Origin of the sequence: Neobacillus notoginsengisoli (genome assembly GCF_003515685.1) — a bacterium.
Lineage (GTDB): Bacteria > Bacillota > Bacilli > Bacillales > Cytobacillaceae > Bacillus_D > Bacillus_D notoginsengisoli.
The window spans coordinates 21,481-47,460 of record NZ_QWEG01000010.1 but is presented as its reverse complement, the minus strand read 5'-3'; the positions used below and the strand labels follow the sequence as shown (position 1 = coordinate 47,460).

Genomic DNA, 25,980 nt, shown 5'->3' with positions numbered 1-25,980 from the left:
AGGGGACGGTTCCAGCGCTTCATTCGGGTCCCGAATGAAGCAGCAGAACCGTCCCCCTGCCTCACCCATAAAGTGAATCTTCCATCAATAGGGTGCCCTTCCCTACTGATGGTTAGTCGCGCAAAGCCCAATTGATTTTTCTAAGGGCTGAAGCCCTAAGAAAAATCTTAATTCACCAATCGGACCTTTAGGGGCAGTTGCCTCCTGAGGAGGCTTACTGCCCCTAAAGTGTGGGGAAAAAAACACCGGCTTTTAGGCCGGCGGAGGGTGTGGGGCTGTTTGCGGGGGATCGTTTTGACTTTGTATTTGAAATGGTTTTGTGGAGATCTATTTTTTGTTGCGTGGTACTCATAGGTGGATGAGGAAGCTGGTTTCCTTTATGGGTGGTTCGGGCAAATTGGTTTGGCATCTGCATCCGTGTTTCATTTCGGTTTCGTATTCGGCGACCCGGCACTCAAGCTGCGCAATTCTTTTGTGAAGCGTACTGACATGCTCGTTTGTTTTGCCCGTCATTTTAATCAGGCTTTCGAGCAAATGCTCCAGGCTATCGACCACATTGCTTTTATATCTATCCAATTGGGAATTCCTCCTTGGACGGATGGATGATTTCAGTTCTTTCAAACGAAAAAGCGTGTGTCGGGGTCTGTGGTTGAGGCTGTGACTGTGGCTGAGGTGACGGCTGCGCTTGCGTGTGCTGCGCTTCGGGTTGTGGCTGCATATGCTGCGCCTCGGGTTGCGTCTGCGAAAACGGCTGCTGGCTTGTTTGTTCGGACCTGGAAAATGGAAATGGCACTCGATCGGAAACGGGCTCCATTCTCGGCATCTCCGCTCCCTTATGCCCGGCGTCGGCCGGTTTGCTGCTGAGGAAACGGATTGACTCAGCCACAACCTCGGTGACATAGATCCGTTTTCTCTCCTGGTTCTCATAATGGCGGGTTTGAATTCGGCCCGTAATACCGACAACCGAGCCTTTCCTACAGTATTGAACTGTGTTTTCAGCTGCTTTTTTCCACAAAGTACACTGGACAAAGTCCGTGTCGATTTCTCCATGATTGTTTCGATATGAACGGTTGACTGCAAGGATGACATTGGAAACAGAGTGTCCTTCAGTCGTTGTTTTCAGTTCAGGGTCTTTTGTCAGGCGGCCGACAAGCGTTACTTGATTGATCATCTTTCCAACTCCTTTCCTGGATGAGTCCATCATAGCGCTGCCTGCACAAGCAAGTAAAATCGGCAAAAGTGCTTTTTTCGCAGTTTTTTATGTTGAAAAATCATTTTTGCCAGGGGAAAAAGTATTTTTTTCTAACCTTTTTGCAAAATAAGTCTTATTTTGCAAGATGAGGTTGGTTTTTTTCGACAAGTCCGGCAAGGTGACTTGAGGGCAATTATGGTATAATACAGGAAAATTCAGTTGTTAGGAGGCGAACTGGCGTGAAAACCTTTAGACTCGTCAGCCTTGGGATTCTTGATAACGAAGATATGACCGAAATCCCTTTGGAAAGCGGATTGATTATTAACAAAGAAGATGAGCAGGCTAATTGGCTTATTGAGGCGTATACAGACATTTCTTTTTATGAGTATTTCAAAAAAATAGAGGAAAAGGAGAATGAGTTTATCGTCCAGGTCAATATTACGAGCCGGGAAAATGACCCTGCCTTTTTCCAGACAAGGTTATGCACACTAAAGAAGTTTGAACGCCATATTAGCGTACTCCTGGAAGGCCGTCTCCGAAAAACGAGAACGGATTACGCCGAGTTGCTTCTTGGCCAACTGTTGGACAAGGGGCTTGATGGTGATACGCTGCTTGATGAATTCCGGGATCAACTGAAGAAAAAGCCAAAGATTAAGCCAAATGCATAGTGACCCAACATAAGACACAGTTATAAACGATACGATATAAAACTAAAACCGGCTCCAAGGCCGGTTTTTAAGTTGCTCTTTTTAGTCCCTCTTATGATCATGATCATTCAAATCCAAATCGAGACGGTTTCCATTATTGTCCCTCATCAATCCTTCATCCCGGTTAGGGTTCACTCTATCCCCGTTGTCGGTATCACGGAGAAGGCCGTCTTCATCCACTCTGCCGTCATTTTGGATGTTCGGATCATTATTATTGTTGTTATTTTCCATATCCCTTTGGTCGTTCCGAATATTATCCTGTGGCGGCGGATTTTGTTCATCATTATTTGTTCCGCAGCCTCCGAGCAAGAAAACAGAACATACCAGACCGGCGAACAAAATAAAAAGCTTGTTTCTCATTCCGTAAAGCCCCTTTCATAATGGTTGATAGTACCTGACCATCTATCGGCCTTCGATTATCATGCCCAAAAATGAAAAAATTCTTCCCGGAAACTAAGAACCTGCTTGGCCGGCAAAAAAAAAGAAACATACAGTGCCAGTTCCCGTCGTGGTGAAATCCTATGCGGCACTGTATGCTTGAACATGTTCTACTAAATAAACTATTTTTCTTAACTTAAACCATATTTGCCTAAAATAAGGACAAATACCTATAAAAAGGAACGTCTCCCCCATAGATAGGGGGAATGCCATTCGGATTCTCTATACTAAGTTTGGACGTTTTTTTACTTTTTTTCGTTATCAATAATGGCGAACATGATTTCCGTTTCGCAGACAAGCTCTCCGTTTACAGTTGCAACTCCTTTGCCTTTACCCATTGGCCCACGGAAACGGAGCATTTCAACTTCTAGTCGGACCTGGTCGCCCGGGTAGACTTGCTTTTTAAAACGGCACTTGTCAATACCAGTGAAAAAGGCCAGCTTACCGCGGTTATCCTCCTGTTTCAGCATAGCGACCGCGCCTACTTGAGCCAAAGCTTCGACAATCAGCACGCCCGGCATGACAGGAAAATCAGGGAAGTGTCCGTTGAAGAACTCTTCGTTCGCACTGACATTTTTCAGCCCCACGGCTTTTTTGCCTTCTTCGACCTCAAGAATTTTATCAATAAGCAAAAATGGATAACGGTGAGGAATAATTTCTTTAATTTGTTTAATATCAAGCATTTTAGTACCTCCTCCTAATATGAACCACTAATCCCATTTTACTTTTTCTCAATACAAAAAGGAAGGGTTTCCCCTTCCAAATCTATAATGAACATTATTTTTGAACATTGTTGTTGATTTGCGCTCCATAAAGGAAAGCTTCTGTGAATCAGCATCGCAGTGACAGGCGGTTTTTGCCTGTCGCGAGGCACTTCGCTTTCCGCGGGGCGTCAGTGGAGCCTCCTCAGCGCCAAGGCGCCTGCGGTGTCTCCACTTGCCGCTTCATCCCGCAGGACAAATAGCTTCCTCGAATGGACTATGCACGAGGAAAATGCGTAGCATTTTCGAGGAGTCTACGTACCTTCCGCTCCAATCAACTATTCATCATTCGTCAGTTCAACCTATATAATTTATTTTTGGGTTACAATATCGCGGATATGCAGCCAGGTCGATTCCTTAAAGACATCCGCCGGCTTTCCTTCCCCAAGCACGCCATAGCCAAACATGGCCCCTCCGCCTGCACAAACGATGATCAGGAGGAGAAACAGAATGATTCGCAGCCAAATAGGAATAAGCCGAATACGAATCCGCTTCCTTTCCCCTGAAGCCGATGGCGCTTTTGCCTTTTGTTCGCGGCTTGCTTTCTTATATTGTTCACGCGTTTTCGGCTCCTGATGCTTATATGTTGTAGAAGACATAGTATACTCCTTTTAACGGAAGACCTGCCAGCTGAACCGGCCTGGTCACCTTTTTTTGCAAAAGAAAGACAGAACTCTTTTCTATCTTTATCCCTATTATAAGAAAAAAATAAAAATTAAACAGCTTTTTTTGCAGAAAACTGTAAAAAGCGGCTGTTTACATCGGATTTTGCACAAAAAAGTGATGGAAACAACTTTAATTCGGACAAAATTAAAAGAACCCGGCGGAAACATGTAGTTTCAGCCAGGTCCTTGGTATTACAGCCAGGGAGGATCAATTGCTCAGAATTATAAGCCATACGCCCTTTTGCAAGCAGCTTCCTCGCTAGTTCCTCAACCTAATTTCCGTCTGGAAATTCTATCAATGTTATCAAGCATGATTCCTGTCCCGATTGCGACACAGTCCATCGGATTCTCGGCAATGAGAACAGGTACTTTCAACTCTTCTGCCAAGAGGTGGTCAATTCCGTGAAGCAGGGCGCCGCCTCCTGTCAGGATGACGCCGCGGTCGATAATGTCTGCGGAAAGCTCTGGCGGAGTCCTTTCAAGAACACTTTTTGCCGCCTGGACGATGACAGCAACCGATTCGCGAAGTGCTTGCTCAATTTCGCCTGAATGGACGGTAATCGTTCTAGGAAGTCCTGAGACCATATCCCGGCCGCGGATATCCATTGACTCCTGTCTTGAGCCCGGAAACACAGTCGCAATATTGACTTTAATATCCTCAGATGTCCGTTCTCCAATTAACAGCTTATATTCACGTTTAATATAGCTGAGTATTTCCGCATCGAATTTATCACCAGCCATTTTAATCGAGGAGGAAGTGACGATATCGCCCATGGAAAGGACAGCAACATCTGTTGTTCCTCCCCCGATATCGACGACCATATTGCCGCTGGGTTGGAAGATATCCATGCCGGCGCCGATTGCAGCGACTTTCGGCTCTTCTTCAAGATAAATTTTCTTGCCGCCGCTTTTTTCAGCAGCTTCCCTGATCGCTTTTTGCTCAACACTTGTCACATTTGTCGGGCAGCAAATCAAAATGCGTGGTTTCGATAAAAAGCCTTTTACATCAAGTTTGTTAATGAAGTGTTTAAGCATTGCTTCCGTTACGTCAAAGTCTGCGATGACGCCATCCTTTAGTGGTCGGATGGCCACGATATTGCCAGGTGTACGCCCTACCATGCGGCGAGCTTCCTCACCTACCGCGAGTACCCTGTTCGTATTTTTATCAATGGCAACTACAGCTGGCTCATTCAATACAATTCCACGGCCCTTTACGTGTATAAGCACGTTGGCCGTTCCCAGATCGATCCCTATATCCCTTGCAAACATTGCTTCTTTCTTCCTCCTTGAAAAACGGATTCCACATACTGTCCTAATTGTTTATTGTATCATAATGATTCCGTTTTCCATACCTTTTCCGGGCATTTCTGTAAAAAATTTGACGAAATTTGTTAAAAATTTAGGAGGAAAGTCTTTACTTCACAGGCTCGCTTTCAGCCTCTTCCTTCTGGTACTTCATTTTCGTGGCTTCACCGCCGCGCAGATGGCGAATCGATTTATGGTAATCAAGAATTTCCTTTACTTCGTTTGCAAGCTCAGGACTGATTTCTGGCAATCTTTCCGTCAAATCTTTATGGACTGTACTTTTGGATACGCCGAACTCCTTCGCAATCACGCGAACTGTTTTCCTCGTCTCCACGATATACTTTCCAATCTTGATAGTTCGCTCTTTGATGTAATCGTGCACACCACTCGCCCTCCCTTAGGTTGGATGTGAGAAGTGTGAAATGAGACCCGCTTATCTCTTCGACGAAATACTGCCTTCCGTACCAGGCTAAAAGCTCCCGACTTCGGTACGGCAGAAAGCATCCGCCCTTTTGCAAAAAAGCGCTTCGCTTTCTGACCCTATAAGGTCTAAACAGATCCACAGCTAAATACACATAGTCCCCAAACGACTCTTCACCTCAAACACTCTCTTGTACAGGTTTGTAACAGTTTATTAGCTTGGATAGGCGATTATGCACACCGGACAAGGAGTGGCGGGAAGTTTTTCGAAAATTGGACGATTTAGGGAGGGATTTTCAGTTTGAGGACCTGTTTGTTAACAAAACGACCGCTTCGTTTGAGCGTCGGCAAAAGGCTCTATGGGAGGACGTTCCGTCACGCAAACATCCTTGAGTGACAATAAAACAAGGTTTCAGTAAAACGTTGTCACGTAAACCAACCTTGAGTGACAACAAAGCACGGTTTTAGTAAAACGTTGTCACGCAAACCAAACTTGAGTGACAACAAAATGCGGTTTCATTAAATCGTTGTCACGAAAACCAGCCTTGAGTGACAATAAAACAAGGTTTCAGTAAAACGTTGTCACGTAAACCAACCTTGAGTGACAACAAAGCACGGTTTTAGTAAAACGTTGTCACGCAAACCAAACTTGAGTGACAACAATACAAGGTTTCAGTAAAACGTTGTCACGTAAACCAAACTTGAGTGACAACAAAATGCGGTTTCAGTAAAACGTTGTCACGCAAACCAGCCTTGAGTGACAACAATACAAGGTTTTAGTAAAACGTTGTCACGCAAACCAAACTTGAGTGACAACAATACAAGGTTTTAGTAAAACGTTGTCACGCAAACCAAACTTGAGTGACAACAAAGCACGGTTTCATAAAAACGTTGTCACGCAAACCAAACTTGAGTGACAACAATACAAGGTTTTAGTAAAACGTTGTCACGCAAACCAAACTTGAGTGACAACAATACAAGGTTTCAGTAAAACGTTGTCACGTAAACCAACCTTGAGTGACAACAAAGCAAGGTTTTAGTAAAACGTTGTCACGCAAACCATCTTTGAGTGACAACAAAATGCGGTTTCATTAGAACGTTGTCACGCAAACCAAGCTTGAGTGACAACAATACACAGTTTCATTAAAACTTTGTCACACAACCAACACTTCCGCAACAGCAGACTGGGCAAATCCAGTTTCCCTCCGTCAAAAAAGCTGTCACCTCAAAAAAGGGACAGCTTTTCTATTTAACACAACTCTCCGTTCAGCCGCAAAACACTTAAATGCCCAAATGCAATACAAACTGCTCGCCAATAGGCCCGACAACTCGCCGGCCCCGGTCTGAAAAGCCAGCCTTCACATACACATGCTGTGCCGCCAGATTGGCATGATTGACAGCGAGAACAATTTCGCTTTTGCCAGGGAAGTTTCTTTTGACAAAACCCGGGAGAAGCTCGAGTGAACGTCTGGCAATCCCCTTTCCTTGATGGCGGGCCGAAACCGAATAGCCTCTAAGCAAAATTGCCGTCGGATTTTCGCTATGTTCGCGAATCCCTTCACTCTCGTGGAGAACGAAGAATCCGGCCGGCACTCCGTTATGTAAAATAACAACAGGATGCCGTTTCGAATCTTCCGCACACTTTTTAACCTCTTCGAGCGGGACGGCAGTATATTTAAGCTGCTCCTCAGGCAGATTATAGTCTTCAAAAGATGGACGATGGTGCTCCTGATAAAATTCAAGCGCGACTTCGTTCCTCTGTGCTTTTTCCATTGACAATCCTCCCCCTTTAATTTTCCTGCAAGCCTGTACTATCCACAGATTATTCCGTTAAACTTATTAAAAAGGACGGGAGCCTTAAGGTTATCCCGTCCCATTTTTCATGCTACGAAAGCACTTTTCGTTTATTAAAAGGGCCCTTATTCCCGCCAAATGCCGTTTTACTTTACTCCCTCAAAAATATTTTTGACCATCTTAACCGGAATCCCCGAGCCGCCCCGATCCAAGACATTCTCAACCATCATTGCGACAAGCAGGTCGCCTTTCTCGGCGTTATAAGCGACAAACCAGCCGTTTTCCTTTCCCTTTTCACCCTGAGCCTGCTTGATGACCTCAGCCGTGCCGGTCTTTCCGGACAGTGGATAACCCTTTATCTCGGCATCTTTCGCTGTGCCACCCGCAACAACTTTTCTGAGGATCGGCCCAACCGTTGCGGCTGCTTCGGGGCTGATCGCCTGCTCCTGCAGCACCTGCGACTTCTCATCATCCAACAACAGCACAGGCTTAAGCATATTACCGTTGTTCAGAAACGGCGTATAAGAAGCGGCAAGGTGAACAATATTCATCTCCAGCTGCGCCTGCCCGTAACCCGCATCAGCAAGCAGCATATCCTTATCGAGCCCTCCAGTCTGCGAAGCATTCAACGGGAATGGATAGCCGAAATCGTCCCCGAAACCAAGCTTCTTCATCCCTTCGGCAAACTTCTCCTTGCCAAGCTTCAGTGCTGTCTGGGCAAAATAAATATTGTCCGATAATACAAGTGCTTTTTCTAAGTTCACATTGGCAGCGTCGCTCACCCTTGTGACAAAATAACCGCCCCACGACGCATCCTTCTGCCACTGCTTGCCTTTCACATTCATCGTCTCAGCCGGATCGATGGCATTCGCCGTCAGTGCGACCCCAGCAGTTAAGGGCTTAATGACCGAGCCCGGAGCATACTTTTTGTTGAAACGGGTGTTGAGCGGCTGATCCTTATGCTCATTCAACGCCTTCCACTCGGCTGCCGACATGCCGAACACCGCGTCATTCGGGTCAAAGGTTGGCATGCTGACAAGCGCGAGCGTTTCTCCGGTTTTCGGGTGGATGGCAGCTGCCGCCCCCACCTCTTCCTTCATTGCATTCATAATTTTTACCTGCAGATCCGCATCCACGGTTAACTTGACCGGCTGCCCATCAACAACAGGTTTTTCAGCCAAGACTTCCTGTCCGCCGGCTTCCTGGTCAATCAGGACCTGGACGCCAGGCTCACCGCGCAGCTGTTCCTCAAACACTTGCTCAAGGCCGCGTTTTCCAATCAGGTCGCCGCTCGAATATCCTTTATCCTTCAGCTTCTCCAAGTCCTCCGCTGTCGCCTTGCCCACATAACCGATCAAGTGGGCGGCCGCTTTGCCATATGGATAAATGCGTGATTCCACTTTCTTCGTTTGGACCGGCTTCAGCTTGATCAACTCCGCAATCAGCGTTTCTTCCTGCATCGAAACTTTTTTAAGCGGCACGAAATACTCCGGTTTCACCCAGCTCGCTGTTACCGCTTTTTCAATACTCTCCTCCGGCATATTCAAAAGCTTTGACAGCTGTTTTTTCGTTTCGGCTTCCTGCCCTTCCATATCCTTCGGGACGATTCCTACCTCATACACAAGCCCTGTAGTCGCAAGAGGATTGCCGTTCCTGTCAAAAATCTCCCCTCTCACTGGCTGCTGGGTCGAAATCGATAGTTTATCACCCTTGCCGAGCTGTGGGAAAATATATGTTGTATTCCAGTCGACATACCAATTTTCTTCTTTGTCCCGTTCCTCTTTTACAAGGTACGCATCATGCCCAAATTCAATCGACCCTGCCATACTGTCCATTTTTGCCGTAAAACCATAAGAGGCCTCTTCTCCCTCTGCTTGCTTATCCTCCTTTGGTTTCTTAAAGCTTACCTTCAGGTTTTTGATTTGCAGATCGCCATAAATCTTCTTATAACGTTCCGTAAATTCCTTTTTGCTTACTGACGCTTTCGCATCCTTCGAAAGATAATCATACATTTTGTCAAATTCCTGCTTGTTCCATAACTCTATGTAACGGGAAAAACGGTCCGCGGGCTGGGGCTTTTCCGTGCAGCCAGCGAGTGCCGCGACGAGAATTGCCGCCATAACGATCCCCATTAGCCTTTTCATATCCATTCTCCCTTCCACTGTTTTTTTCCATTTTACCACAGAAAAACCATTTGCCTGAAGGTGGAAAACTCCGGGGGTGGAGGCGAAGCCACTTTTGCCAAAAAATCAACAAAAAAAAGAGAGGGAAGTCCCTCTCTTCAAAGCTTATGATTATGAATTTGAATTGTCTTCTTTTTGCTCAGTCGATCCCTCAGATGGAGACTTTTCGCTTTCACCGGCACTCTCTTCATCCGCGGGCGCATTGCTCTTTTCAGTCTCGTCTTCAAACTTCGCCTGCTGGAGCACGCTTAGCGGCTTGTCGAAGTAATCGTTCGGATTGACAGCGACGCCGTCCTTGCGAATTTCAAAGTGGACATGGACGCCCGCTTTTTCATTCATCTGGCTTTGCCCGGCAGATGCGATTACATCGCCTTTGTCAACCTGGTCGCCAACAGCAACTTTCACGTCTTTAACAGATTGATATTGTGTTACAATACCTGTATCATGCTGGATGACAACGAAATTGCCAAGCAGGGAATCTTCCTCTACCTTGGTGACTGTTCCGCTAAGCGAAGCAAGGACCTCGAATTCGGAACCGTCTTTCATTGCGATGTCAATGCCAGTGTTCGGCACATAAGTGTCCTTGTACTGGATGAGCGCGGCTTCCTGATCCGCAGCTTTGGCGGAATTATCATAGAATCGCTTCTGGATAACCGCTTCTTCCTTGTTTTTCAATGGCATTGCAAAGTTCTCCATCGCCTGATTCACTTCTAGAGAAGGCTCATTGAACTTTTTCTTGGCATTTTCAGTCGTTTTATAATTGAATTTGTCCGCTGAATTGCCGCTGCTTTGATACCAAAGGACACCAGTCAGAATGATTGCTGCACTTGCAATGTAGATTGCCGGAACGACCCAGCGCTTTTTGAAAAACCGTTTAAACCCTTGAGAAGATCGCTTTTTTTCTTCCTCTCTCATTTTCATCACCTCAGCAATCATTCTGAACACAATGATAGAATTATATACATCCACGACAAATTATTTTTCGAAAAAACCATCATTTTTATGCACAAAAAGGAGAAATTTTATGAAAACCGCCGTCGTTTGGGCTGCGCGCCTGCTCCCCTTCATCTATATGGCCCTGATTTGGATCATGTCCAGCCTGCCAAGCAACCACTTCGTCGAACTGCCCGACTCGCAAATCGACCGCTTCATCAAGGAATCACTCCATTTAATTGAATTCGCGCTATTATACGGGCTATTCGTCGCCGCCTCTCTCACTGGCAAAAGAAAGTTCAAGAGAAGTGTGAATATGCTCCTCGCGGTCGCTGCTGCCCTCTACGGGCTCACAGATGAACTCCACCAATCGTTCTACCCCTACCGCTCCGCATCGCTGTTTGACCTCTTCAAAGACGTTCTAGGAGTAGCAGTTGTTTACTACTTCGTGGATGGCGCGCTGTATCAAGGGAAGTTTCCTCGGTTTAGGCGGCTGCTGGAGAAATGGCGCGGGTATGCGGGGCGGGGTTGAGGCGCGCGGTGGCGGTTATGCGCCGTTCGATTGGTTTATGCGGCGGATTCATTGGTTTATGCGCCAAATCAAAGAGGGTATGCGCCAATTCATTGGGGTTATGCGTCAATTCTTCGTGGTTATGCGCCAATTCATAATATGGCCGCTTCCCCGTATCTATAAGGTTTTATATAACCGGCCGTTCATTCATATTCTTTTACTATGTTCGTCTGCGCAGGAAGATTATTGGGTTAATCCAAAATCGGGCAGTACGTAAACCGTTGCTATGTGATTACCATTCTTCTGTAGATTTAATGATGCGAGTAGCTTCGTTGCTACGTTTCGTGAAGGTACGCCCCAAAACCATCGCAGCTGCTTATTGGTTATGGTGGGTCCATTAAGGAGATAGTAATCCTCCAGCGCGTACAAGTGCGTATCCTTCGACTTAAACCCACAATGGCAATGCCATGCCCCCATTTGTAAACCATGCCAAGCAAGCCGCAATCAGGGCAATAGACACCACGCTTCAGGCTGGCGACCTCGGTATTATAAGTTTCCAGAACGTTCTTTTTCAGGGGTGTATTTTTTACGAGAAGGCAGTTTTTAATAAGCAGAAGCTCTTTGTGAGTGAGGATTGGATTTTTGTAAGAGGATTCAAGCTTGCGGATCAACGAAGGCAAACAGTCGACTTTATGAATAAACTTTTCCGCCTTGTAGTAGCTTTTTTCGAATGTAATGATTGTGTTTTGGCTGAAAATCCCGTATCCCTCGATTGGAATGGCTGGCAGATTATTTTCAGCAAGCCACCTGTTTAGATTATATTGCTGGTTTTTGATTTGTTCGATGGGGTTTTGCAACGATTGGGTCGCGCCGTTGACGGAACGGGGAACTTGTTTTGGGTCCTTTTTGAACAAAATCTCGCCGTCCCAGTTTTTAGAATCAAGAATGACAGAAAAATTCTCTGACAGTAGATATGAATCCAGTTGGATTGTATAGTTTTCGGCCTCAATCCGCAAGCCGTGGAAAATAAGGTATTTCTCCTCATCCAGCAGGCCAAGCGGATAATCCAGCGACTTTTCCCCATAGTATCCGGCCCATTCCATTCGTAAATGCTCGAGCAGTTTCTGATATTCCTGAGAGTGCTCGGGCATCCTTCTTTTTAAAGCCTCTTTTTGCCTAAGTGAATACGGTATCACCATGGGTAGTGCAATCATATTATCTCTCCTTTCTTTCTTGAAACATAAGCAAAAACTCCCCCAATTTCCATTCTTTTCGACAAAGACATGTGACAATTCATCCAATTTTTTTGGAACATAAAACCTTCGTTTGCCCCAAAAAAGAGGCCGGCCTGATAATCAGACCAGCCTCCAAAAATATCACTATACTATTTCCCCGCTGTAATCGTAGCCAGCATGCTGTCCGCGGGGCTAATGGCAACTCCCTGGTAATAATATTTCACGATGTCTTCGTATGTTTTCCCTTCAGCGGCCATCCCGTTTGCTCCGTATTGGCTCATGCCGACCCCATGGCCGAAGCCGCGGGTAGTGATGAAAATTTCATTGCCGCGCCGCTCCCAAGAGAAGTCGGAGGAACGGAGGCCGAGCTGCTCGCGGATTTGCTTGCCTGTGAGGATTTTGCCATTGAAATCAACCTTGCCAATACGATTACCGGCAGTCCTGCCCTTAATGACCCCAATTGTCTTGGAATTGCCGATTTTAACCCCAAGCTTCTTTTCAAAATCGGCCACGGATACGCTGAGCTGGCTTTTATATTTCGGTGACTTTTTGTCCCAGGGGCTTTCCACACTTCGCAAATATGGAAAAGCGTGCTGCCAGTAATCCTCGGAGTTTTCGGTGAAGCCGTTGCTTGTCGAAAAAAACGACGCGTCAATCGCCCTGCCATTATAGGTAAGAATTTGCCCACCTGTTGCTTTTACAGCTTCTGCAATCTTCTTTTTTTTCCAGCTATAATCGGAGCCCCAGATGCGCTTCAGCTCATCGTCACTCTTATATTCCTGGTGAATTTGCCCTGTATCGCTAACCTGAGCCCCTTTTGGCAGCCCTTTTTTATCTTTATTCAACAGCTGGTTGACAATGTATGTCCTAGCCGTGAGCGCCTGGGCCTTCAGTGCCTCTTTTTCAAACTCGGCTGGCATTTCGGCAGCGACTACCCCCTCAAGGTATTTATCGAGAGGCAGCTTTTCAATTTCCTTCTTGTTTGTTCGATATACCGCGACTTCCACTGCTGGATCCGCTCCTTTTCCGATTGCTTCGTTTTTGGGGGCTTGCTGCAGCTGTTCACCGAGTTTACCGTCCGTTTCTCCATTCTTGTAAGGAAGGACAAGCAGAGCCGGGATGAGGAGCGTGACCGCAAAAAGAAAAGATGCTAGTGCGATGAAAGGTTTCATATTCTTCATGTAAAAGCCTCCATTTGAAAAGTAAACCGCCGGCCATTAACCGGCTGCGCTTCATTAAAACATATGGAGGTGGACAGGCAGTTATGACTAAAACATAGGGTACCCGCACTTTAAAAAGTGAAACATAAAAAAACAGCGCTCCCCGGTACAAAAACCCCCGCCAAGCGCCATTTGCCTGTAACTCTATGAAATCGTTATTGAATCGTTCTATTCTATGAGTAAATCTGTTCCTATCTATATAAATCAAACTTAACTTTTGAACGTTGTGGTTAATTTGCGCTCCAATCAACTTTACCATTCTTTAGTTCAGCCTATATAGCCATCCTATTTCTGCGGCAAAATGGTATAGCCGTAATCGCTCATTTTCGCGAGGCCTTCTGTAAATAAAATTTCCTCAATTTGCAGCTTCTCGCCAAAGTATTTCTGGCCGTTTTGCCTAAAGACTTTCCCGCACATCTTGGAAGTCACATACAGTGATTCATAGTTATATTGATAATCTTCTCCGGCGATAGCGTTTCGGCCGCCTACGGAAACGCAATCCTTGTTAATTTCCTCTTTGTTCCCCTTTTCATCAACATAGTAATATTTGTCTTCAATTAGGGCAGAAGTCAGCGGCTTGGCCGTAATTGCATAGCCTGCTCCATCAACATTCACGACATCATACCCTTCCTCATTCTTTTGCTTGGGGGCATGGTTGATTCCATGGACAATCTTAATTTCGCCTTCATATCCCTTAGGGATCATGTAGGCATCATGCGTACGGTCCTGGAAAATGGCGACAAGTGTAGGCACTGATACGAAAGCTGCCGCCGCAAACGCACCTACACTTACTCCAGCCACAACAGCCTTGGCAGACCATTTAAAGGAGCCTCTCGACTGCTGCCACTCTGTAAATAGAAAGAAAAGCAGTCCGCAGGCAATTGTGTAAAGAGCGATTTCGTCAAGGAATAGTACTGGCAAAATCCCTATCACGATATGAATCAGCCCGGCAGCCGGAAAACGGAACGCCCCTAATCGGCGCGTTAAAAAGTCTGTTAAATAGGAAACTGGAATGGCCACTACCATATTTCCAATCATCGTCAAAAGGAGCATAATAGCGAAGACGACAAACGTCCCTCCAAACGAACCTGATAGGAAGCCTGGGACTAGCAGAAGCAGTACACCTAGAGCTCCGGTCGTAAATAAAGCCGATTTAAGTTTGATGAAAAAATTTGTCATGGGGACCCACCTCTCTCTCCTCATTTTAACAATTTACAACCATTGATATTGTTACAAAATTAGGAAAGCTGAGGAACTTCGTTCACTATTTGCTCATATAATTAAAAACCTTTGGGGGGGTGAGGGTGAGTGACAACCAAACAGGGTTTTGAGCTTTTGTTGTCACGCATCTGATGCTTGAGTGACAACAACACCGGGTTTCGAGCTTTACTTGTCACGCACCTGGCGTTTGAGTGACAACAAAACCGGGTTTTGAGCTTTTGTTGTCACGCATCTGATGCTTGAGTGACAACAACACCGGGTTTCGAGCTTTTGTTGTCACGCACCTGGCGTTTGAGTGACAACAAAACCGGGTTTTGAGCTATTGTTGTCACTCATCTGATGCTTGAGTGACAACAACACCGGGTTTCGAGCTTTTGTTGTCACGCACCTGGCGTTTGAGTGACAACCAAACCGGGTTTCGAGCTTTTGTTGTCACGCATCTGGCGTTTGAGTGACAACCAAACCGGGTTTTGAGCTATTGTTGTCACTCATCTGATGCTTGAGTGACAACCAAACCAGGTTTTGAGCTTTTGTTGTCACGCATCTGGCGTTTGAGTGACAACCAAACCGAGTTTTGAGCTATTGTTGTCACTCATCTGATGCTTGAGTGACAACTAAACCAGGTTTTGAGCTTTTGTTGTCACGCATCTGGCGTTTGAGTGACAACCAAACCGAGTTTTGAGCTTTTGTTGTCACGCATCTGATGCTTGAGTGACAACAAAACCAGGTTTTGAGCTTTTGTTGTCACTCATTTGCAGTTTGGGTGACAAAGTGTTATCACGCCTGACGCTTGAGCCCGTAGGTTTTTTTAAACAAAAAAAGAAGAAAAGGCTGTCAGACATCAGACAGCCTTTTCTTCTGTACTATTCTTGTCCGGTAATGATACCAGACTTATTATAAATTAATGAATTATGCGTTCATATCCGAGACAAGCTTTTCCTGCGCTTCGGCAAAAACCTCGGCAGAATCTGTTACGCGCTCAACGTCCGCGCCCAAGGCAGCGAGCTTCAGGTGGAAATCGACGTACCCACGGTCCAGATGTTTTAATTCTGTCACTCTCGTCACACCTTCTGCCACCAATCCAGTCAGGATAAGTGCCGCAGCAGCGCGAAGGTCCGTGGCAGCCACTTCCGCACCTTGCAGATTGGAGGCACCTGGAATAATCACGGAACGCCCTTCAATTTTAATATCGGCATTCATGCGGCGGAATTCTTCAACGTGCATAAAACGGTTCTCAAATACTGTTTCCGTGATCATGCTCGTTCCTTCAGCACGAAGGAGCAATGCCATCATTTGTGACTGCATGTCGGTCGGGAACCCTGGATGAGGCATTGTTTTGATATCAACAGCCTTCAGTTTTTCAGGCCCAATGACTCTAACGCCGTCCTCTTCCTCGGTGATGGTTATCCCCATTTCCTCCATTTTTGCAATCAAAGAAGATAAATGTTCAGGGACCGCACCTTTTACAAGGACATTTCCACCTGTAATCGCGGCCGCCACCATAAACGTCCCGGCTTCGATCCGGTCAGGTATAATTGCATGATCAGTACCAAATAATACATCTACGCCTTCAATCCTGATTGTCCCTGTTCCGGCACCGACAACCTTTGCGCCCATTTTGTTCAATAGGTTTGCGAGGTCTACAATTTCAGGCTCTTTTGCAACATTCTCAAGGATGGTTGTGCCTTTTGCAAGCGTTGCTGCCATCATAATATTTTCCGTTGCTCCGACACTAGGGAAATCCAGGTAAATCCGGGCTCCCTTTAGCCGACCGTCAACTTCGGCTTCAATAAAACCATTTCCGACCTTTACTTTCGCACCCATTGCTTCAAAACCTTTTAGATGCTGGTCAATTGGGCGGGACCCTATTGCGCATCCGCCTGGCAATGCCACACGCGCACGGCCATTCCGGGCCAACAACGAGCCCATAACAAGTACTGAAGCGCGCATTTTACGGACATATTCAAATGGCGCCTCCTCTTTCAGCTCTCTAGATGCATCTACAACAACTTGATTATTTTCAAAAACGACTTCTGCGTTTAAATGACGTAATACTTCGTTGATCGTATATACATCGGAGAGAGTAGGCACATCTCGAATGATACTTTTTCCATCACTTGCCAATAATGTTGCAGCGAGTACAGGCAGTACAGAATTTTTGGCCCCTTCTACTTTGACCGTTCCATTTAGCCTATTTCCGCCGCGGACGATGATCTTTTCCAAGTGTATTCCCCTCCGCGTCCAAGTTCTCTATATTAATATTCAACCGTGATGATCGGGGTGCCAACTGTTACAGTCGCTTTCTCCGCCCCGCTCGTTCGAACAGCAATTTGGATATTGATGCCATTCATAAAAGTATCGGCAAATTCAGATGAGTTAGCCGATATGGATAGAAAGTTTTCTTCTCTAATTCCTTCAGTTTCGACGGCATTTAACCGCGCCATTAGATTACTTACTTTTTCAGGTAAAGCCTTTTCCATTCTATCATCAAAAGATCCTTTGATACAAGAGAAAATTGGCGGTTCGCCTCGAAATATGTCATTGCGGCGCTGCTTAAATTTCCCAGATTTCAAAAAGGTCGCACTTTCGCCATTCCATTCTCCGCCTGCCACCTTATATATAATATACGCATTTGCCTTGTGGGGTGTGCGGGTAGAAATTAACTGAAGATACTCGCGGCCATAGTTGGAAGCTGGAGAAACTGCTTTTGCTTCCCATACTTTGCCTGTTGAGGTGATGGACCAATCCCAATCTGGATAAAGATCCCGAAGCCTAGCGGCATGCGCCTCCAATTCCCTAGGTGAATCGGAGTCCTCAATAACCTCCCGTGAATAAACCGACCACTCCTCGAGCAAACTGCCTTCCGCTTCCAATGCAGCCGCCAGCTTCACTAGATCCGGTGCAAGGTCAGCTACAATCGTTTTATTCCCATGTTCCAACATAACAAAACCGATAATGGCAAATAATGATAAAATCAGATTCATTTTCATGCGACGCCGCTCCCCTTCCCTTACTAACATTTTTTCCGGGAAGCCCACGTGCATACATGGGAAATGTCGTCACATTTAGACAAACTGATTTTTAAAACTGCGAAATCTGTAAAAAATATAACGCAACTCTGATTGTACTGAAAAAAAGTCTGCTTGAACACATGTACGAAGACCTAAATAATATGTACAGGCAAAAAGTTCTTAGTTACAAAAAGGACATAGAAATCTCCCGTTTATATAGACGGCCTTACCAAGTGAAAAGTTTCACTTATCGTTGTAATGATGTACTTTTCGCCGATCTATTTTTAAGTTGATATCTGGGAGCAGACCCAACCAGCTAGATCATTCTATGAAAACGCCCTCAAGGTTGATAACAGTAGACTTTTTTATTCAAATATTGAAGGAAGCTGCCTAGAGAAAAGGAGATAATCAAGAAAGAAGTCACTGACAGCTGAACCGATTACAATCGAAAGCAGGATGTATAAAACACGCGCTTGCAGTACCCGGTTAGCCCTGATCAGCTTTTCAAAATTCAAAGCCTCTAGCGCCCACCAAGCAAGTGCAATACAAACAAGATGGGTAAAAATACCCACCATAGCCTCGGCACCGAATCCACCTACCATATTATTCCTCCCTCTTTCCGTTATCCTTCTATGGCTTTTCTATCTCTTTAGGCCTCATGTCTAGAAGCGCATTTCCAAAAGTTTTGGTAATTTTTTGCAGTTGCGCTTGTCACTTTTACATTCGTGTGGAATAATTATTCATGTGGAAGATATCCTGAGCATGTTTTGCAAAAAAGGCACTCACTTTCTATTGTAGGCATTGACTAAACGAAAAGCAATTAAATAGCTACCTTTTTAAAATGCCTTCTCTTTAGGGTATAATTGCATTGCATAAATAAGTAGTGAGGGGGTTATTGTATGAAAAAGGTTAGAAAAGCGATCATTCCAGCCGCAGGGCTTGGTACCCGCTTCTTGCCGGCAACAAAGGCAATGCCAAAAGAAATGCTTCCAATCGTCGATAAACCAACCATTCAATATATTATCGAGGAAGCAATCGAATCAGGGATTGAAGATATCATAATTGTTACTGGAAAAGGCAAACGGGCTATTGAAGATCATTTTGACCATGCATTTGAACTCGAACAAAATTTGCTTGAGAAAGAAAAATTTGAATTGCTTGAAAAAGTCCAGGCAGCTTCGAATATGGTGGATATTCATTACATCCGCCAAAAAGAACCACGCGGCCTCGGCCATGCGGTCTGGTGTGCCAGAAAATTCATCGGTAATGAGCCATTTGCTGTCCTTCTCGGTGACGATATCGTCCAGTCAGACGTTCCTTGTCTAAAGCAGCTGATGAATCAGTATGATGATACACTTTCATCCGTTATTGGCGTTCAGCGTGTTCCTGAAACGGAAACCCACCGTTACGGGGTTATCGACCCACTTGAGGAATACAACAGACGTTTTCAAGTCAGGCAGTTTGTCGAAAAGCCAAAACCTGGAACAGCCCCATCCAACCTTGCGATTATCGGCCGCTATATTTTGACTCCTGAAATATTCATGTTCCTCGACAAACAGGAAATTGGCGCGGGAGGAGAAATCCAGCTGACTGATGCCATTCAGAACCTGAATGAGATTCAGCGTGTTTTCGCATACGAATTTGAAGGCAATCGGTATGATGTGGGTGAGAAACAGGGCTTTATCGAAACAACTTTGGAATTTGCCCTGCAGATGCCTGAATTAAGAGATGATTTGCTTGCTTTTATGAAGAAAAAATTGGACGATTATTCAAATTAATTAAAGAGCATCCGCGGCTTTTGCGGATGCTTTTCTTGTCAATGCAAAAGGCTGTCTCCTGTGTGAGACAGCCTTTTGCATTTTATTCTAATCCCCTTTTAAACCGAGCAAGCCTTCCTTCCCCCAAAGTCCGGCTTACTGTTTGCCTTTTAAACTTGGCAGTTATTGATTTCCACTCCGGGCGCACGCTTGGTGCCCCACGATTCAATCAACGTAGTTTTTAAACTAACGCTGCCTGCTTCCCCCAAAGCGGGCAGCGGGTTGGTTATTCTAAAAAGTCCACGAAGCCGCCAAAGTTGCTGTGCAGGAAGTCTAGTGCAATGTTCGGCATAATTCCGAACAGGATGCTGGCTGCAACTGCAATGCCGACTGTCGCAATGATTCCAGCCGGGATTTTTATGGACTTACTCTCCGCAGCTGGGCGAAAGAACATTTGAGTCAATATGCCAAAATAGTACACATAGGACACAACCGTTGTCGCAATCATAATCGATGCGAGTACATAATGCGGGTTATCTTTATCAAGGAAGGCGCTCATGAATATATTCACTTTCCCTATAAAGCCCGCCGTTCCAGGAAATCCGGCCAGCGACAGCAGCAGGATACCGAATGCAGCTGCCAGGACCGGGGCTTTTTTGTAAAAACCAGCAAAGTCCTTTATCTCTTCAGAACCCGTTGTTTCACTCATCAATTGAATGACCGCAAATGCACCCATGTTCATAAACAAGTATGCAACAAGATAAAACCAAATTGCATCAAAGGTTAAATAATTCAATGATGTAAAAGCAACGAGAATGTATCCGGCATGCGCGATACTTGAATACGCGAACAGCCTTTTAATATTACGCTGCCTCAGCGCAATGACGTTTCCGATGATCATCGTTGCCGCTGCCAAGAAGGCGATATAGTCTTGGAGCTTTAACAGCAACGGCATTGAGCCTGGCCCATCGGAAGCAGTCAGAAGGAAAATCGTAAACATGATCCGTACCAAAATGATAAAGCCAGCCGCTTTCGATACGACGCTCAGAAAAGCAGTGACTGGTGTCGGCGCCCCCTGGTATACGTCCGGTGCCCACATATGGAATGGGGCTGCCGCAAGCTTGAAAGAAATACCGACAAAGATCATAAAGAACGCGATGCCCAGGAGATACGTATGCTGGCTGTCGACATTCGTGCTAAGTGTCTTGGCAATGGTAAGCAAATTTGTTGATCCTGCCAAGCCGTACACATAACTCAATCCAAACAGTGTAATGGCCGTTGAAATTCCGCCATTAATGACGTATTTCATTGCCGACTCATTTGAACTCAGAGAGTTTCTCCTCATCCCAGCAAGGATATAGGAAGGAATCGATAATAGTTCAAGTCCGACAAACAGTGTAATCAAGTCGCCGCTTGAAGACATGATCATTCCGCCAAGTAGCGCGGCCAAAAACAAGTAGAAAAATTCACCCCTATATTCGGAAAATCCGTCTTTCGGATTGTAGTTCATCGCTAATAGCATAACAAAGACCGACCCCGCTAGGAGGATCATTTTAAATGCTTTTGCGAATGAATCGAGCCGATACGTGTCGTCAAGAATCGATGTGACAGGCGTATCCAGCATGCCTAAGACCGAAATTCCTGCCGAAATAAGGGCTGCAATCGCGATCCAGCCGAACAGTTTCCGGTCAAATTCCTTTGACAGGAATAAATCCAACAGGACTAATAGTGCAATTGTGCCGAGAATGATGAACTCTGGCATCATGACTCCCCAGTTGTACGCTAACAAATCATTGAGTTCCATTGTTCATCAACCTCCCAACCCAAGCATGATCGATTTAAGTGCGGAATGCAGTGGTGAGCTTAACACGCTCGGATATACGCCAATCAGGACAATCAGGAAGAGCAATGTCAGTGCAGGAACATATTCCGTTCCTTTCAAGTCCATTACCCCTGTAAATTCACGATGAGGCACTCCATACGTGATTCCAAGAATGGCCCGTAAAAGATAAGCCGCGGTCATAATAATCCCGATACAGCCAATCGCGGCAAGAACCGGCATCTCCTTAAACAAGCCGAGGAAAGCCATAAATTCGCTGACAAATCCAGACATGCCCGGCAGTCCAAGCGAAGCCATCCCGCCGGCAAGCAGGAGACCCGCGGCAACCGGCATACCTTTTGCCAAACCGCCAAGATTGCTGATAAGAGATGTATCAAGTCTTTCATAAAATACACCAACCAGGAAGAATAACAGAGCCGAAATCAATCCGTGTGAAATCACCTGGAAAATCGCACCCTGGATTCCCGCTTCATTCAAAGCAGCCAAGCCAATCAGGACGATTCCCATATGTGAGATTGACGAATAGGCGAGGACCATTTTGAAATCCTTTTGGGTAAACGCAAGAAATGCCCCATACAGCAGGTTGACGACTCCCAACACTGCGATGAAGAACGCCAGCTGTTTGAATTGTTCAGGGAAGATGCCCATGCCGAAACGAATCAGACCAAATGCGCCAATTTTCAAAAGAATACCCGAGTGAATCATCACGATTGCCGGAGGCGCCTGAACGTGGACGCGCAGCATCCAGCTATGCAGCGGGAAGATTGGCAGCTTGATTCCGAAGGCAACCAAAAGGGCAATCAACAGTCCCATTTTTGCATCACCCGAGATTGGCCTGAGTAACTGCGCATCCGGGTTTGTCAACAATTGCTCAAGGAGTGCAATATTGGATGTCCCCGTCCTTGTTAAAAGCACCATAATGACGATTAACAAGACTGCCGAGCCAAGGCCATTGTAAATTAAGAAGCTATAAGCTGCTTTTTCCTTTTCAAAATAACCCCATTTTCCAATCAAGAAGAACATCGGAATCAAGGTCAGTTCAAAGAATAGGAAGAACAGGACAAGGTTTTGCGCTGTAAATACTCCCAGCATGCCGACTTGCAGCAGAAGAAACAGCATGAAGTACCCTTTCCATTCCTTTTTCACCATGCTTGAAGCGATCGCAGCAAGTGAAGCGACAACAGCTGTCAGGACGACTAGGAGAAGGGAAAACCCATCAATCCCAAGTTCATAGTAAATGGAATAGAACTTTTCGCCCATTTGCTTGTATCCGCCAAAATGGATCCATTCCGCTCTTACAGAAAAATCATCCAGGTTCTTGCCTGCAAGGTAATGAGCATATGCACCAAGCGAAATAAGCAAAGCTGGAATCGTTCCAAGGAAGCCCGTCAGCTTGATCAGCTTTTCATTCGTCTTTGGTATAAAAGCCAGGGCAAGAATCCCAAGCAACGGGGAGAATACCATAATTGTCAATATATAGGATAGGTTCATTTACAAGTACCCCCCTGTCAGAGCGTAGATGACTGTCAGAACAGCAAGCCCGATAAAGGCCACTGCCGCATATGTCTGGACCTGTCCCGACTGGAGCTTTGAACCTGTTTTGCCAAGAGCTCTGACTGTCCCGGCAACTGCTGAAGCGATCCCCTCCACAAGGAATACATCAATATAGCGGAAGAGGTGGCTGATCGCTTTCGTTGCGTTCACAACAGACAGCTGATAGAACTCATCAATAAAGTATTTGTTATAGAGGACACTGTAAGCTCCTGGTGCCGTTGAACTGAGCCAGTCACGGGACAGCGAGCGTTTTCCGTACATGAGCCAGGCTAGGAAAATTCCGGCCAGCGAAACAAGTGTTGCGACAATCATAATCCAGGCCGGACCTTCAATATGTCCGTGCCCTAGAGCCGCATTTCCATCAACAAGCCAGTCTCCAAGGAATGTTCCAAACCAAGGTGTATTGACGTAGCCTGCCACAACGGCTAGCACGCCTAAAACGATCATCGGCAATGTCATTGTTCCAGGTGATTCCTTGACATTCTTCATATTCGTGCGGGATTCGCCCCAGAATACCATGAAGAACAGGCGGAACATATAAAATGCAGTAAAGAAAGCGGCGATGACAGCTAGGATAAACAAGAATGGATGTCCATTTTCCCAGGTTGCAATCAAAATCTCGTCCTTACTGAAGAAACCGGAGAACAAAGGGACCCCGCTGATGGCAAGCGTTCCAATCAGAAACAGCGGGCCTGTCAGTTTAAGCTTCTTCCATAATCCGCCCATTTCCTCGATATTTTGAGTATGGACAGCATGAATGACACTTCCTGCAGCCAGGAATAGAAGCGCCTTGAAAAAAGCATGGGTCATCAGATGAAACACACCTGCAACATATCCTGCAGAGCCGAGCGCGAGCATCATGTAGCCAAGCTGGCTGACTGTCGAATAGGCCAGTACCCTTTTAATATCCTTTTGGACAAGACCGATGCTTGCTGCGAAAATCGCCGTAAAAGCTCCTACGATGGCAACGGTCAAAAGCGCTGTTTTACTTGCCGCGAAAAGCGGGAACAAAGCAGCTACAAGATAAACTCCAGCTGCAACCATTGTTGCCGCATGGATTAATGCGGAGACCGGCGTCGGGCCTTCCATTGCGTCCGGAAGCCAGGTGTGGAGCGGGAACTGGCCAGACTTTCCCATCGCCCCAACGAAAATTAAAATGGCGATTAAGGTCAGCATGCCGGCAGCAATCCCTCCAGCATCGACTGCGGCAAAGATTTCATCGTATTCGAAACTGCCAGTTTGCCAGAATAGGAGAATCATACCGATTAAAAGGCCGACATCCCCGATTCGAGTCATGATAAAGGCCTTTTTGGCGGCCGCCTTCGCTTCTTCCTTATAGAAATAAAAACCGATCAGCAAGAAGGAGCCTACTCCGACAAGTTCCCAGAAAATATAGGTCTGTAGAAGGTTTGGTGAAACGACCAAGCCAAGCATAGCAAAGGTAAATAATCCAAGATAAGCGTAGAAAACCGGAATTCGCCCGTCTCCGTGCATGTACCCTTTAGAATAAATATGTACGAGACAGCTAACGAGTGAAACGATAAACAGCATTAATGCATTTAATTGGTTCACTTCAAAGCCCGCAGTTAATTGAACATCTCCTATCGCCAGCCATACGGCTTCGGATTTGTAGGTGGGTGCCGAGAAACGTTCGAATAGCACCAATACAGACATAGCCAGTGAAGCCAGGGTTAATCCAATCCCAACGTACGCACTTGCCTCTTTAAGCCGTCTGCCGAATAGAAGGAGAATCAAAAATGAAACTAGCGGGAAAAGCGGTATGAGCCATGCATTTTCCATCAATACACTATCCCCTTTATGAACGCGCGTTTCTATGCAGAATTCATTCTGTATGGTGCGCGCCTGATTGTGCCCTAAAACAGGGCTTCCGCAGATGGCGTCCTGCGGATAATCATCCCGGCCAGCCCGCGTTTGGCGGGAATGGCCTTTTTCTAACCGGTAATATATCCGGATTAATTTTTCATGATATCCATTTCATCTATATTGACTGTTTTCCTGTTCCTGTATAGGGAAATCAGGATGGCCAGTCCGACTGACGCCTCGGCTGCAGCGACAGCCATCGCGAACAAGGTGAAGATTTGCCCGTCTATGGAAGGGGTCAGCCCAAACTTACTGAATGTCACAAGGTTAATGTTAACGGCATTCAGCATGAGTTCAATGGATATAAGGACGATTACTGTGTTCCGCTTTGTCAGGGCTCCATACAGGCCGATGCAGAACAATATCAGGGCAAGCGCGAGATAGGCAGAAGCAGGAACTCCTGTATTCATATCACTCCGCCTCCTTATCGTCTTTTTTTGCAAGAACGATCGCCCCAATCAGGGCGACAAGCAACAGGACAGAAAGGTACTCAAATGGAATGATGAACCTTGAATACAGCGCCATGCCGATTTGCTCGGTATTATTTTCATGAAGCGCAGCCGGCTCCGGGCTCAAATCAAGATTATAAATGCCGATATAAACGGCAAAGGCAAAGCCTGCCACTCCCAAAACCATCAGGAGTTTGCGCCATTTCCCCGTGCTTGCTTCACTTTCATCGTCATGTTTTGTCAGCATAATGCCGAATAACATAATAATCGTAATGGCTCCGGAATAAATCAGGATTTGGACAGCCGCCAAAAATTCCGCAGACAAGAGGACAAAGATGCCAGCAATACTGATAAACGTAAAGACGAGGGCAATGATTGTATGAACGACTTTCGTCAGGTTCAGTAAAAGCACGCCCCCGATGACAGCCACTAGTGCAAGCAACATAAATGCAAGAAACTCACCTGAAATCATGCTTTATTCACCTTCCGAACATTCTCGTCATTTTCATCCAGCCACTCTAAGTTTTTAAAAAGGTCATCCCGGCTATATTCCGCAAGCTCGAAGTTATTCGTCATAATGATTGCTTCAGTCGGGCAAACCTCGGTGCATAAGTCACAAAGGATGCAGATTTCAAAATTGATATCGTACGTATCGATAACTTTTCCTTTCTTTGTTGGATCGGGATGCTTCTTCCCTGTCAGCTGGATGCAGTCTGTTGGGCAGATATTTGCGCATTGGTTGCAGACGATGCACTTTTCCGGATAAAATTTCTGAATGCCCCTGAATCGGTCCGGAAGAGGAAGTGGTTTGTTCGGATAATCGTACGTAATTTTTTCCTTTGTCAGGTTTTTAAGGGTATACTTTAAGCCTTTTGCTAATCCAAGCATGTTTTTCACCCCTTT

At 45.8% G+C, this 25,980-nt stretch carries 25 protein-coding genes; 3 read left to right on the top strand and 22 right to left on the bottom strand.

The window, feature by feature from the left end; translation table 11 throughout:
* Window positions 1-348 precede the first annotated feature (348 nt).
* Window positions 349-576, bottom strand: coding sequence for a hypothetical protein (locus tag D1B31_RS15755; RefSeq protein WP_118922106.1), 228 nt, complete (start codon window positions 574-576; stop codon window positions 349-351).
* The gene (locus D1B31_RS24900) at window positions 569-1,171 is read right to left on the bottom strand and encodes a single-stranded DNA-binding protein (RefSeq protein WP_240035293.1); all 603 of its coding nucleotides are present in this window, start codon (window positions 1,169-1,171) and stop codon (window positions 569-571) included. The genes D1B31_RS15755 and D1B31_RS24900 overlap by 8 nt, the downstream gene beginning before the upstream one ends.
* Window positions 1,172-1,431: 260 nt before the next feature.
* On the opposite strand from D1B31_RS24900, the gene D1B31_RS15745 reads away from it, so the two are divergent.
* Window positions 1,432-1,860, top strand: a complete 429-nt coding sequence (locus D1B31_RS15745; protein ID WP_118922104.1) for a YwpF family protein — start codon at window positions 1,432-1,434, stop codon at window positions 1,858-1,860.
* 81 nt (window positions 1,861-1,941) lie between these two features.
* Here the strand turns inward: D1B31_RS15745 and D1B31_RS15740 are convergent, their stop codons facing one another.
* The 8 genes from D1B31_RS15740 to D1B31_RS15700 form a co-directional block, all read right to left on the bottom strand.
* The gene (locus tag D1B31_RS15740) at window positions 1,942-2,259 is read right to left on the bottom strand and encodes a hypothetical protein (protein WP_118922102.1); all 318 of its coding nucleotides are present in this window, start codon (window positions 2,257-2,259) and stop codon (window positions 1,942-1,944) included.
* Window positions 2,260-2,582: 323 nt separating this feature from the next.
* Window positions 2,583-3,020, bottom strand: a complete 438-nt coding sequence (gene fabZ, locus D1B31_RS15735; protein ID WP_118922100.1) for a 3-hydroxyacyl-ACP dehydratase FabZ — start codon at window positions 3,018-3,020, stop codon at window positions 2,583-2,585.
* Window positions 3,021-3,409: 389 nt separating this feature from the next.
* Window positions 3,410-3,697 (bottom strand): DNA-directed RNA polymerase subunit beta, encoded by a 288-nt coding sequence (locus D1B31_RS15730; RefSeq protein WP_118922098.1) that lies wholly within the window; start codon window positions 3,695-3,697, stop codon window positions 3,410-3,412.
* A gap of 333 nt (window positions 3,698-4,030) precedes the next feature.
* Window positions 4,031-5,032 carry a rod shape-determining protein gene (gene mreB, locus D1B31_RS15720; protein ID WP_118922094.1) on the bottom strand — a complete coding sequence of 334 codons (1,002 nt, stop codon included), beginning with the start codon at window positions 5,030-5,032 and terminating at the stop codon, window positions 4,031-4,033.
* 145 nt (window positions 5,033-5,177) lie between these two features.
* On the bottom strand, window positions 5,178-5,450 hold the full coding sequence (spoIIID, locus tag D1B31_RS15715) for a sporulation transcriptional regulator SpoIIID (protein WP_048827201.1): 273 nt from the start codon (window positions 5,448-5,450) through the stop codon (window positions 5,178-5,180).
* A gap of 1,319 nt (window positions 5,451-6,769) precedes the next feature.
* Complete coding sequence (locus tag D1B31_RS15710; RefSeq protein ID WP_118922092.1) at window positions 6,770-7,261, bottom strand: GNAT family N-acetyltransferase; 492 nt, start codon at window positions 7,259-7,261, stop codon at window positions 6,770-6,772.
* Between the two features lie 167 nt (window positions 7,262-7,428).
* Window positions 7,429-9,426, bottom strand: coding sequence for a penicillin-binding transpeptidase domain-containing protein (locus D1B31_RS15705; protein WP_118922090.1), 1,998 nt, complete (start codon window positions 9,424-9,426; stop codon window positions 7,429-7,431).
* Between the two features lie 150 nt (window positions 9,427-9,576).
* Window positions 9,577-10,434 carry a stage II sporulation protein SpoIIQ gene (locus D1B31_RS15700; RefSeq protein WP_338036483.1) on the bottom strand — a complete coding sequence of 286 codons (858 nt, stop codon included), beginning with the start codon at window positions 10,432-10,434 and terminating at the stop codon, window positions 9,577-9,579.
* Between D1B31_RS15700 and D1B31_RS15695 the strand changes: the two genes are divergently transcribed.
* Entirely contained in the window at window positions 10,412-10,930 is a 519-nt protein-coding gene (locus D1B31_RS15695) for a VanZ family protein (RefSeq protein ID WP_338036482.1), read from the top strand. The two genes, D1B31_RS15700 and D1B31_RS15695, sit on opposite strands and share 23 nt — an antisense overlap.
* Before the next feature lie 362 nt (window positions 10,931-11,292).
* On the opposite strand, the gene D1B31_RS15685 is transcribed toward D1B31_RS15695, so the two are convergent.
* The 6 genes from D1B31_RS15685 to D1B31_RS15660 all read right to left on the bottom strand — a co-directional run bounded on the left by D1B31_RS15685 (window position 11,293) and on the right by D1B31_RS15660 (window position 18,198).
* Window positions 11,293-12,123, bottom strand: coding sequence for a nuclease-related domain-containing protein (locus D1B31_RS15685; protein ID WP_118922084.1), 831 nt, complete (start codon window positions 12,121-12,123; stop codon window positions 11,293-11,295).
* A 170-nt stretch (window positions 12,124-12,293) separates the two neighbouring features.
* Window positions 12,294-13,325 (bottom strand): stage II sporulation protein D, encoded by a 1,032-nt coding sequence (gene spoIID, locus D1B31_RS15680; protein ID WP_118922082.1) that lies wholly within the window; start codon window positions 13,323-13,325, stop codon window positions 12,294-12,296.
* 324 nt (window positions 13,326-13,649) lie between these two features.
* Complete coding sequence (locus D1B31_RS15675; RefSeq protein WP_118922080.1) at window positions 13,650-14,543, bottom strand: DUF6843 domain-containing protein; 894 nt, start codon at window positions 14,541-14,543, stop codon at window positions 13,650-13,652.
* A 951-nt stretch (window positions 14,544-15,494) separates the two neighbouring features.
* A complete protein-coding gene (gene murA, locus D1B31_RS15670; RefSeq protein ID WP_118922078.1) occupies window positions 15,495-16,808 on the bottom strand; it encodes a UDP-N-acetylglucosamine 1-carboxyvinyltransferase in 1,314 nt (437 codons plus the stop codon).
* Between the two features lie 32 nt (window positions 16,809-16,840).
* Complete coding sequence (locus tag D1B31_RS15665) at window positions 16,841-17,575, bottom strand: YwmB family TATA-box binding protein (RefSeq protein ID WP_158587569.1); 735 nt, start codon at window positions 17,573-17,575, stop codon at window positions 16,841-16,843.
* Window positions 17,576-17,961: 386 nt separating this feature from the next.
* Entirely contained in the window at window positions 17,962-18,198 is a 237-nt protein-coding gene (locus D1B31_RS15660) for a DUF1146 family protein (protein WP_118922074.1), read from the bottom strand.
* Window positions 18,199-18,495: 297 nt separating this feature from the next.
* Between D1B31_RS15660 and galU the strand changes: the two genes are divergently transcribed.
* Entirely contained in the window at window positions 18,496-19,374 is an 879-nt protein-coding gene (gene galU / locus D1B31_RS15655) for a UTP--glucose-1-phosphate uridylyltransferase GalU (RefSeq protein ID WP_118922072.1), read from the top strand.
* Between the two features lie 265 nt (window positions 19,375-19,639).
* On the opposite strand, the gene nuoN is transcribed toward galU, so the two are convergent.
* From nuoN to nuoI, 6 genes are all read right to left on the bottom strand, one after another.
* Window positions 19,640-21,157: an NADH-quinone oxidoreductase subunit NuoN gene (gene nuoN, locus D1B31_RS15650; RefSeq protein WP_118922070.1), complete on the bottom strand. Its 1,518-nt coding sequence runs from the start codon at window positions 21,155-21,157 to the stop codon at window positions 19,640-19,642.
* Window positions 21,158-21,163: 6 nt separating this feature from the next.
* A complete protein-coding gene (locus tag D1B31_RS15645; protein WP_118922068.1) occupies window positions 21,164-22,684 on the bottom strand; it encodes a complex I subunit 4 family protein in 1,521 nt (506 codons plus the stop codon).
* Window positions 22,685-24,550 carry an NADH-quinone oxidoreductase subunit L gene (nuoL, locus tag D1B31_RS15640; RefSeq protein ID WP_118922066.1) on the bottom strand — a complete coding sequence of 622 codons (1,866 nt, stop codon included), beginning with the start codon at window positions 24,548-24,550 and terminating at the stop codon, window positions 22,685-22,687.
* A 170-nt stretch (window positions 24,551-24,720) separates the two neighbouring features.
* The gene (gene nuoK / locus D1B31_RS15635) at window positions 24,721-25,038 is read right to left on the bottom strand and encodes an NADH-quinone oxidoreductase subunit NuoK (RefSeq protein WP_118922064.1); all 318 of its coding nucleotides are present in this window, start codon (window positions 25,036-25,038) and stop codon (window positions 24,721-24,723) included.
* 1 nt (window position 25,039) lies between these two features.
* The gene (locus D1B31_RS15630; RefSeq protein ID WP_118922062.1) at window positions 25,040-25,549 is read right to left on the bottom strand and encodes an NADH-quinone oxidoreductase subunit J; all 510 of its coding nucleotides are present in this window, start codon (window positions 25,547-25,549) and stop codon (window positions 25,040-25,042) included.
* On the bottom strand, window positions 25,546-25,965 hold the full coding sequence (nuoI, locus tag D1B31_RS15625) for an NADH-quinone oxidoreductase subunit NuoI (RefSeq protein ID WP_118922060.1): 420 nt from the start codon (window positions 25,963-25,965) through the stop codon (window positions 25,546-25,548). The genes D1B31_RS15630 and nuoI overlap by 4 nt, the downstream gene beginning before the upstream one ends.
* Window positions 25,966-25,980 lie beyond the last annotated feature (15 nt).

What these genes read in the sequence shown, in the direction of transcription:
- nuoK (WP_118922064.1), bottom strand. Translation starts at nt 25,038, where the DNA reads ATGAATACAGGAGTTCCTGCTTCTGCCTATCTCGCGCTTGCCCTGATA.
- D1B31_RS15705 (WP_118922090.1), bottom strand. Translation starts at nt 9,426, where the DNA reads ATGAAAAGGCTAATGGGGATCGTTATGGCGGCAATTCTCGTCGCGGCA.
- D1B31_RS15630 (WP_118922062.1), bottom strand. Translation starts at nt 25,549, where the DNA reads ATGATTTCAGGTGAGTTTCTTGCATTTATGTTGCTTGCACTAGTGGCT.
- D1B31_RS15645 (WP_118922068.1), bottom strand. Translation starts at nt 22,684, where the DNA reads ATGAACCTATCCTATATATTGACAATTATGGTATTCTCCCCGTTGCTT.
- fabZ (WP_118922100.1), bottom strand. Translation starts at nt 3,020, where the DNA reads ATGCTTGATATTAAACAAATTAAAGAAATTATTCCTCACCGTTATCCA.
- D1B31_RS15660 (WP_118922074.1), bottom strand. Translation starts at nt 18,198, where the DNA reads ATGGTAGGTGGATTCGGTGCCGAGGCTATGGTGGGTATTTTTACCCAT.
- spoIID (WP_118922082.1), bottom strand. Translation starts at nt 13,325, where the DNA reads ATGAAGAATATGAAACCTTTCATCGCACTAGCATCTTTTCTTTTTGCG.
- mreB (WP_118922094.1), bottom strand. Translation starts at nt 5,032, where the DNA reads ATGTTTGCAAGGGATATAGGGATCGATCTGGGAACGGCCAACGTGCTT.
- D1B31_RS15710 (WP_118922092.1), bottom strand. Translation starts at nt 7,261, where the DNA reads ATGGAAAAAGCACAGAGGAACGAAGTCGCGCTTGAATTTTATCAGGAG.
- nuoI (WP_118922060.1), bottom strand. Translation starts at nt 25,965, where the DNA reads ATGCTTGGATTAGCAAAAGGCTTAAAGTATACCCTTAAAAACCTGACA.
- nuoN (WP_118922070.1), bottom strand. Translation starts at nt 21,157, where the DNA reads ATGGAACTCAATGATTTGTTAGCGTACAACTGGGGAGTCATGATGCCA.
- galU (WP_118922072.1), top strand. Translation starts at nt 18,496, where the DNA reads ATGAAAAAGGTTAGAAAAGCGATCATTCCAGCCGCAGGGCTTGGTACC.
- D1B31_RS15665 (WP_158587569.1), bottom strand. Translation starts at nt 17,575, where the DNA reads ATGAAAATGAATCTGATTTTATCATTATTTGCCATTATCGGTTTTGTT.
- D1B31_RS15685 (WP_118922084.1), bottom strand. Translation starts at nt 12,123, where the DNA reads ATGATTGCACTACCCATGGTGATACCGTATTCACTTAGGCAAAAAGAG.
- D1B31_RS24900 (WP_240035293.1), bottom strand. Translation starts at nt 1,171, where the DNA reads ATGATCAATCAAGTAACGCTTGTCGGCCGCCTGACAAAAGACCCTGAA.
- D1B31_RS15695 (WP_338036482.1), top strand. Translation starts at nt 10,412, where the DNA reads ATGATAGAATTATATACATCCACGACAAATTATTTTTCGAAAAAACCA.
- D1B31_RS15740 (WP_118922102.1), bottom strand. Translation starts at nt 2,259, where the DNA reads ATGAGAAACAAGCTTTTTATTTTGTTCGCCGGTCTGGTATGTTCTGTT.
- D1B31_RS15675 (WP_118922080.1), bottom strand. Translation starts at nt 14,543, where the DNA reads ATGACAAATTTTTTCATCAAACTTAAATCGGCTTTATTTACGACCGGA.
- D1B31_RS15730 (WP_118922098.1), bottom strand. Translation starts at nt 3,697, where the DNA reads ATGTCTTCTACAACATATAAGCATCAGGAGCCGAAAACGCGTGAACAA.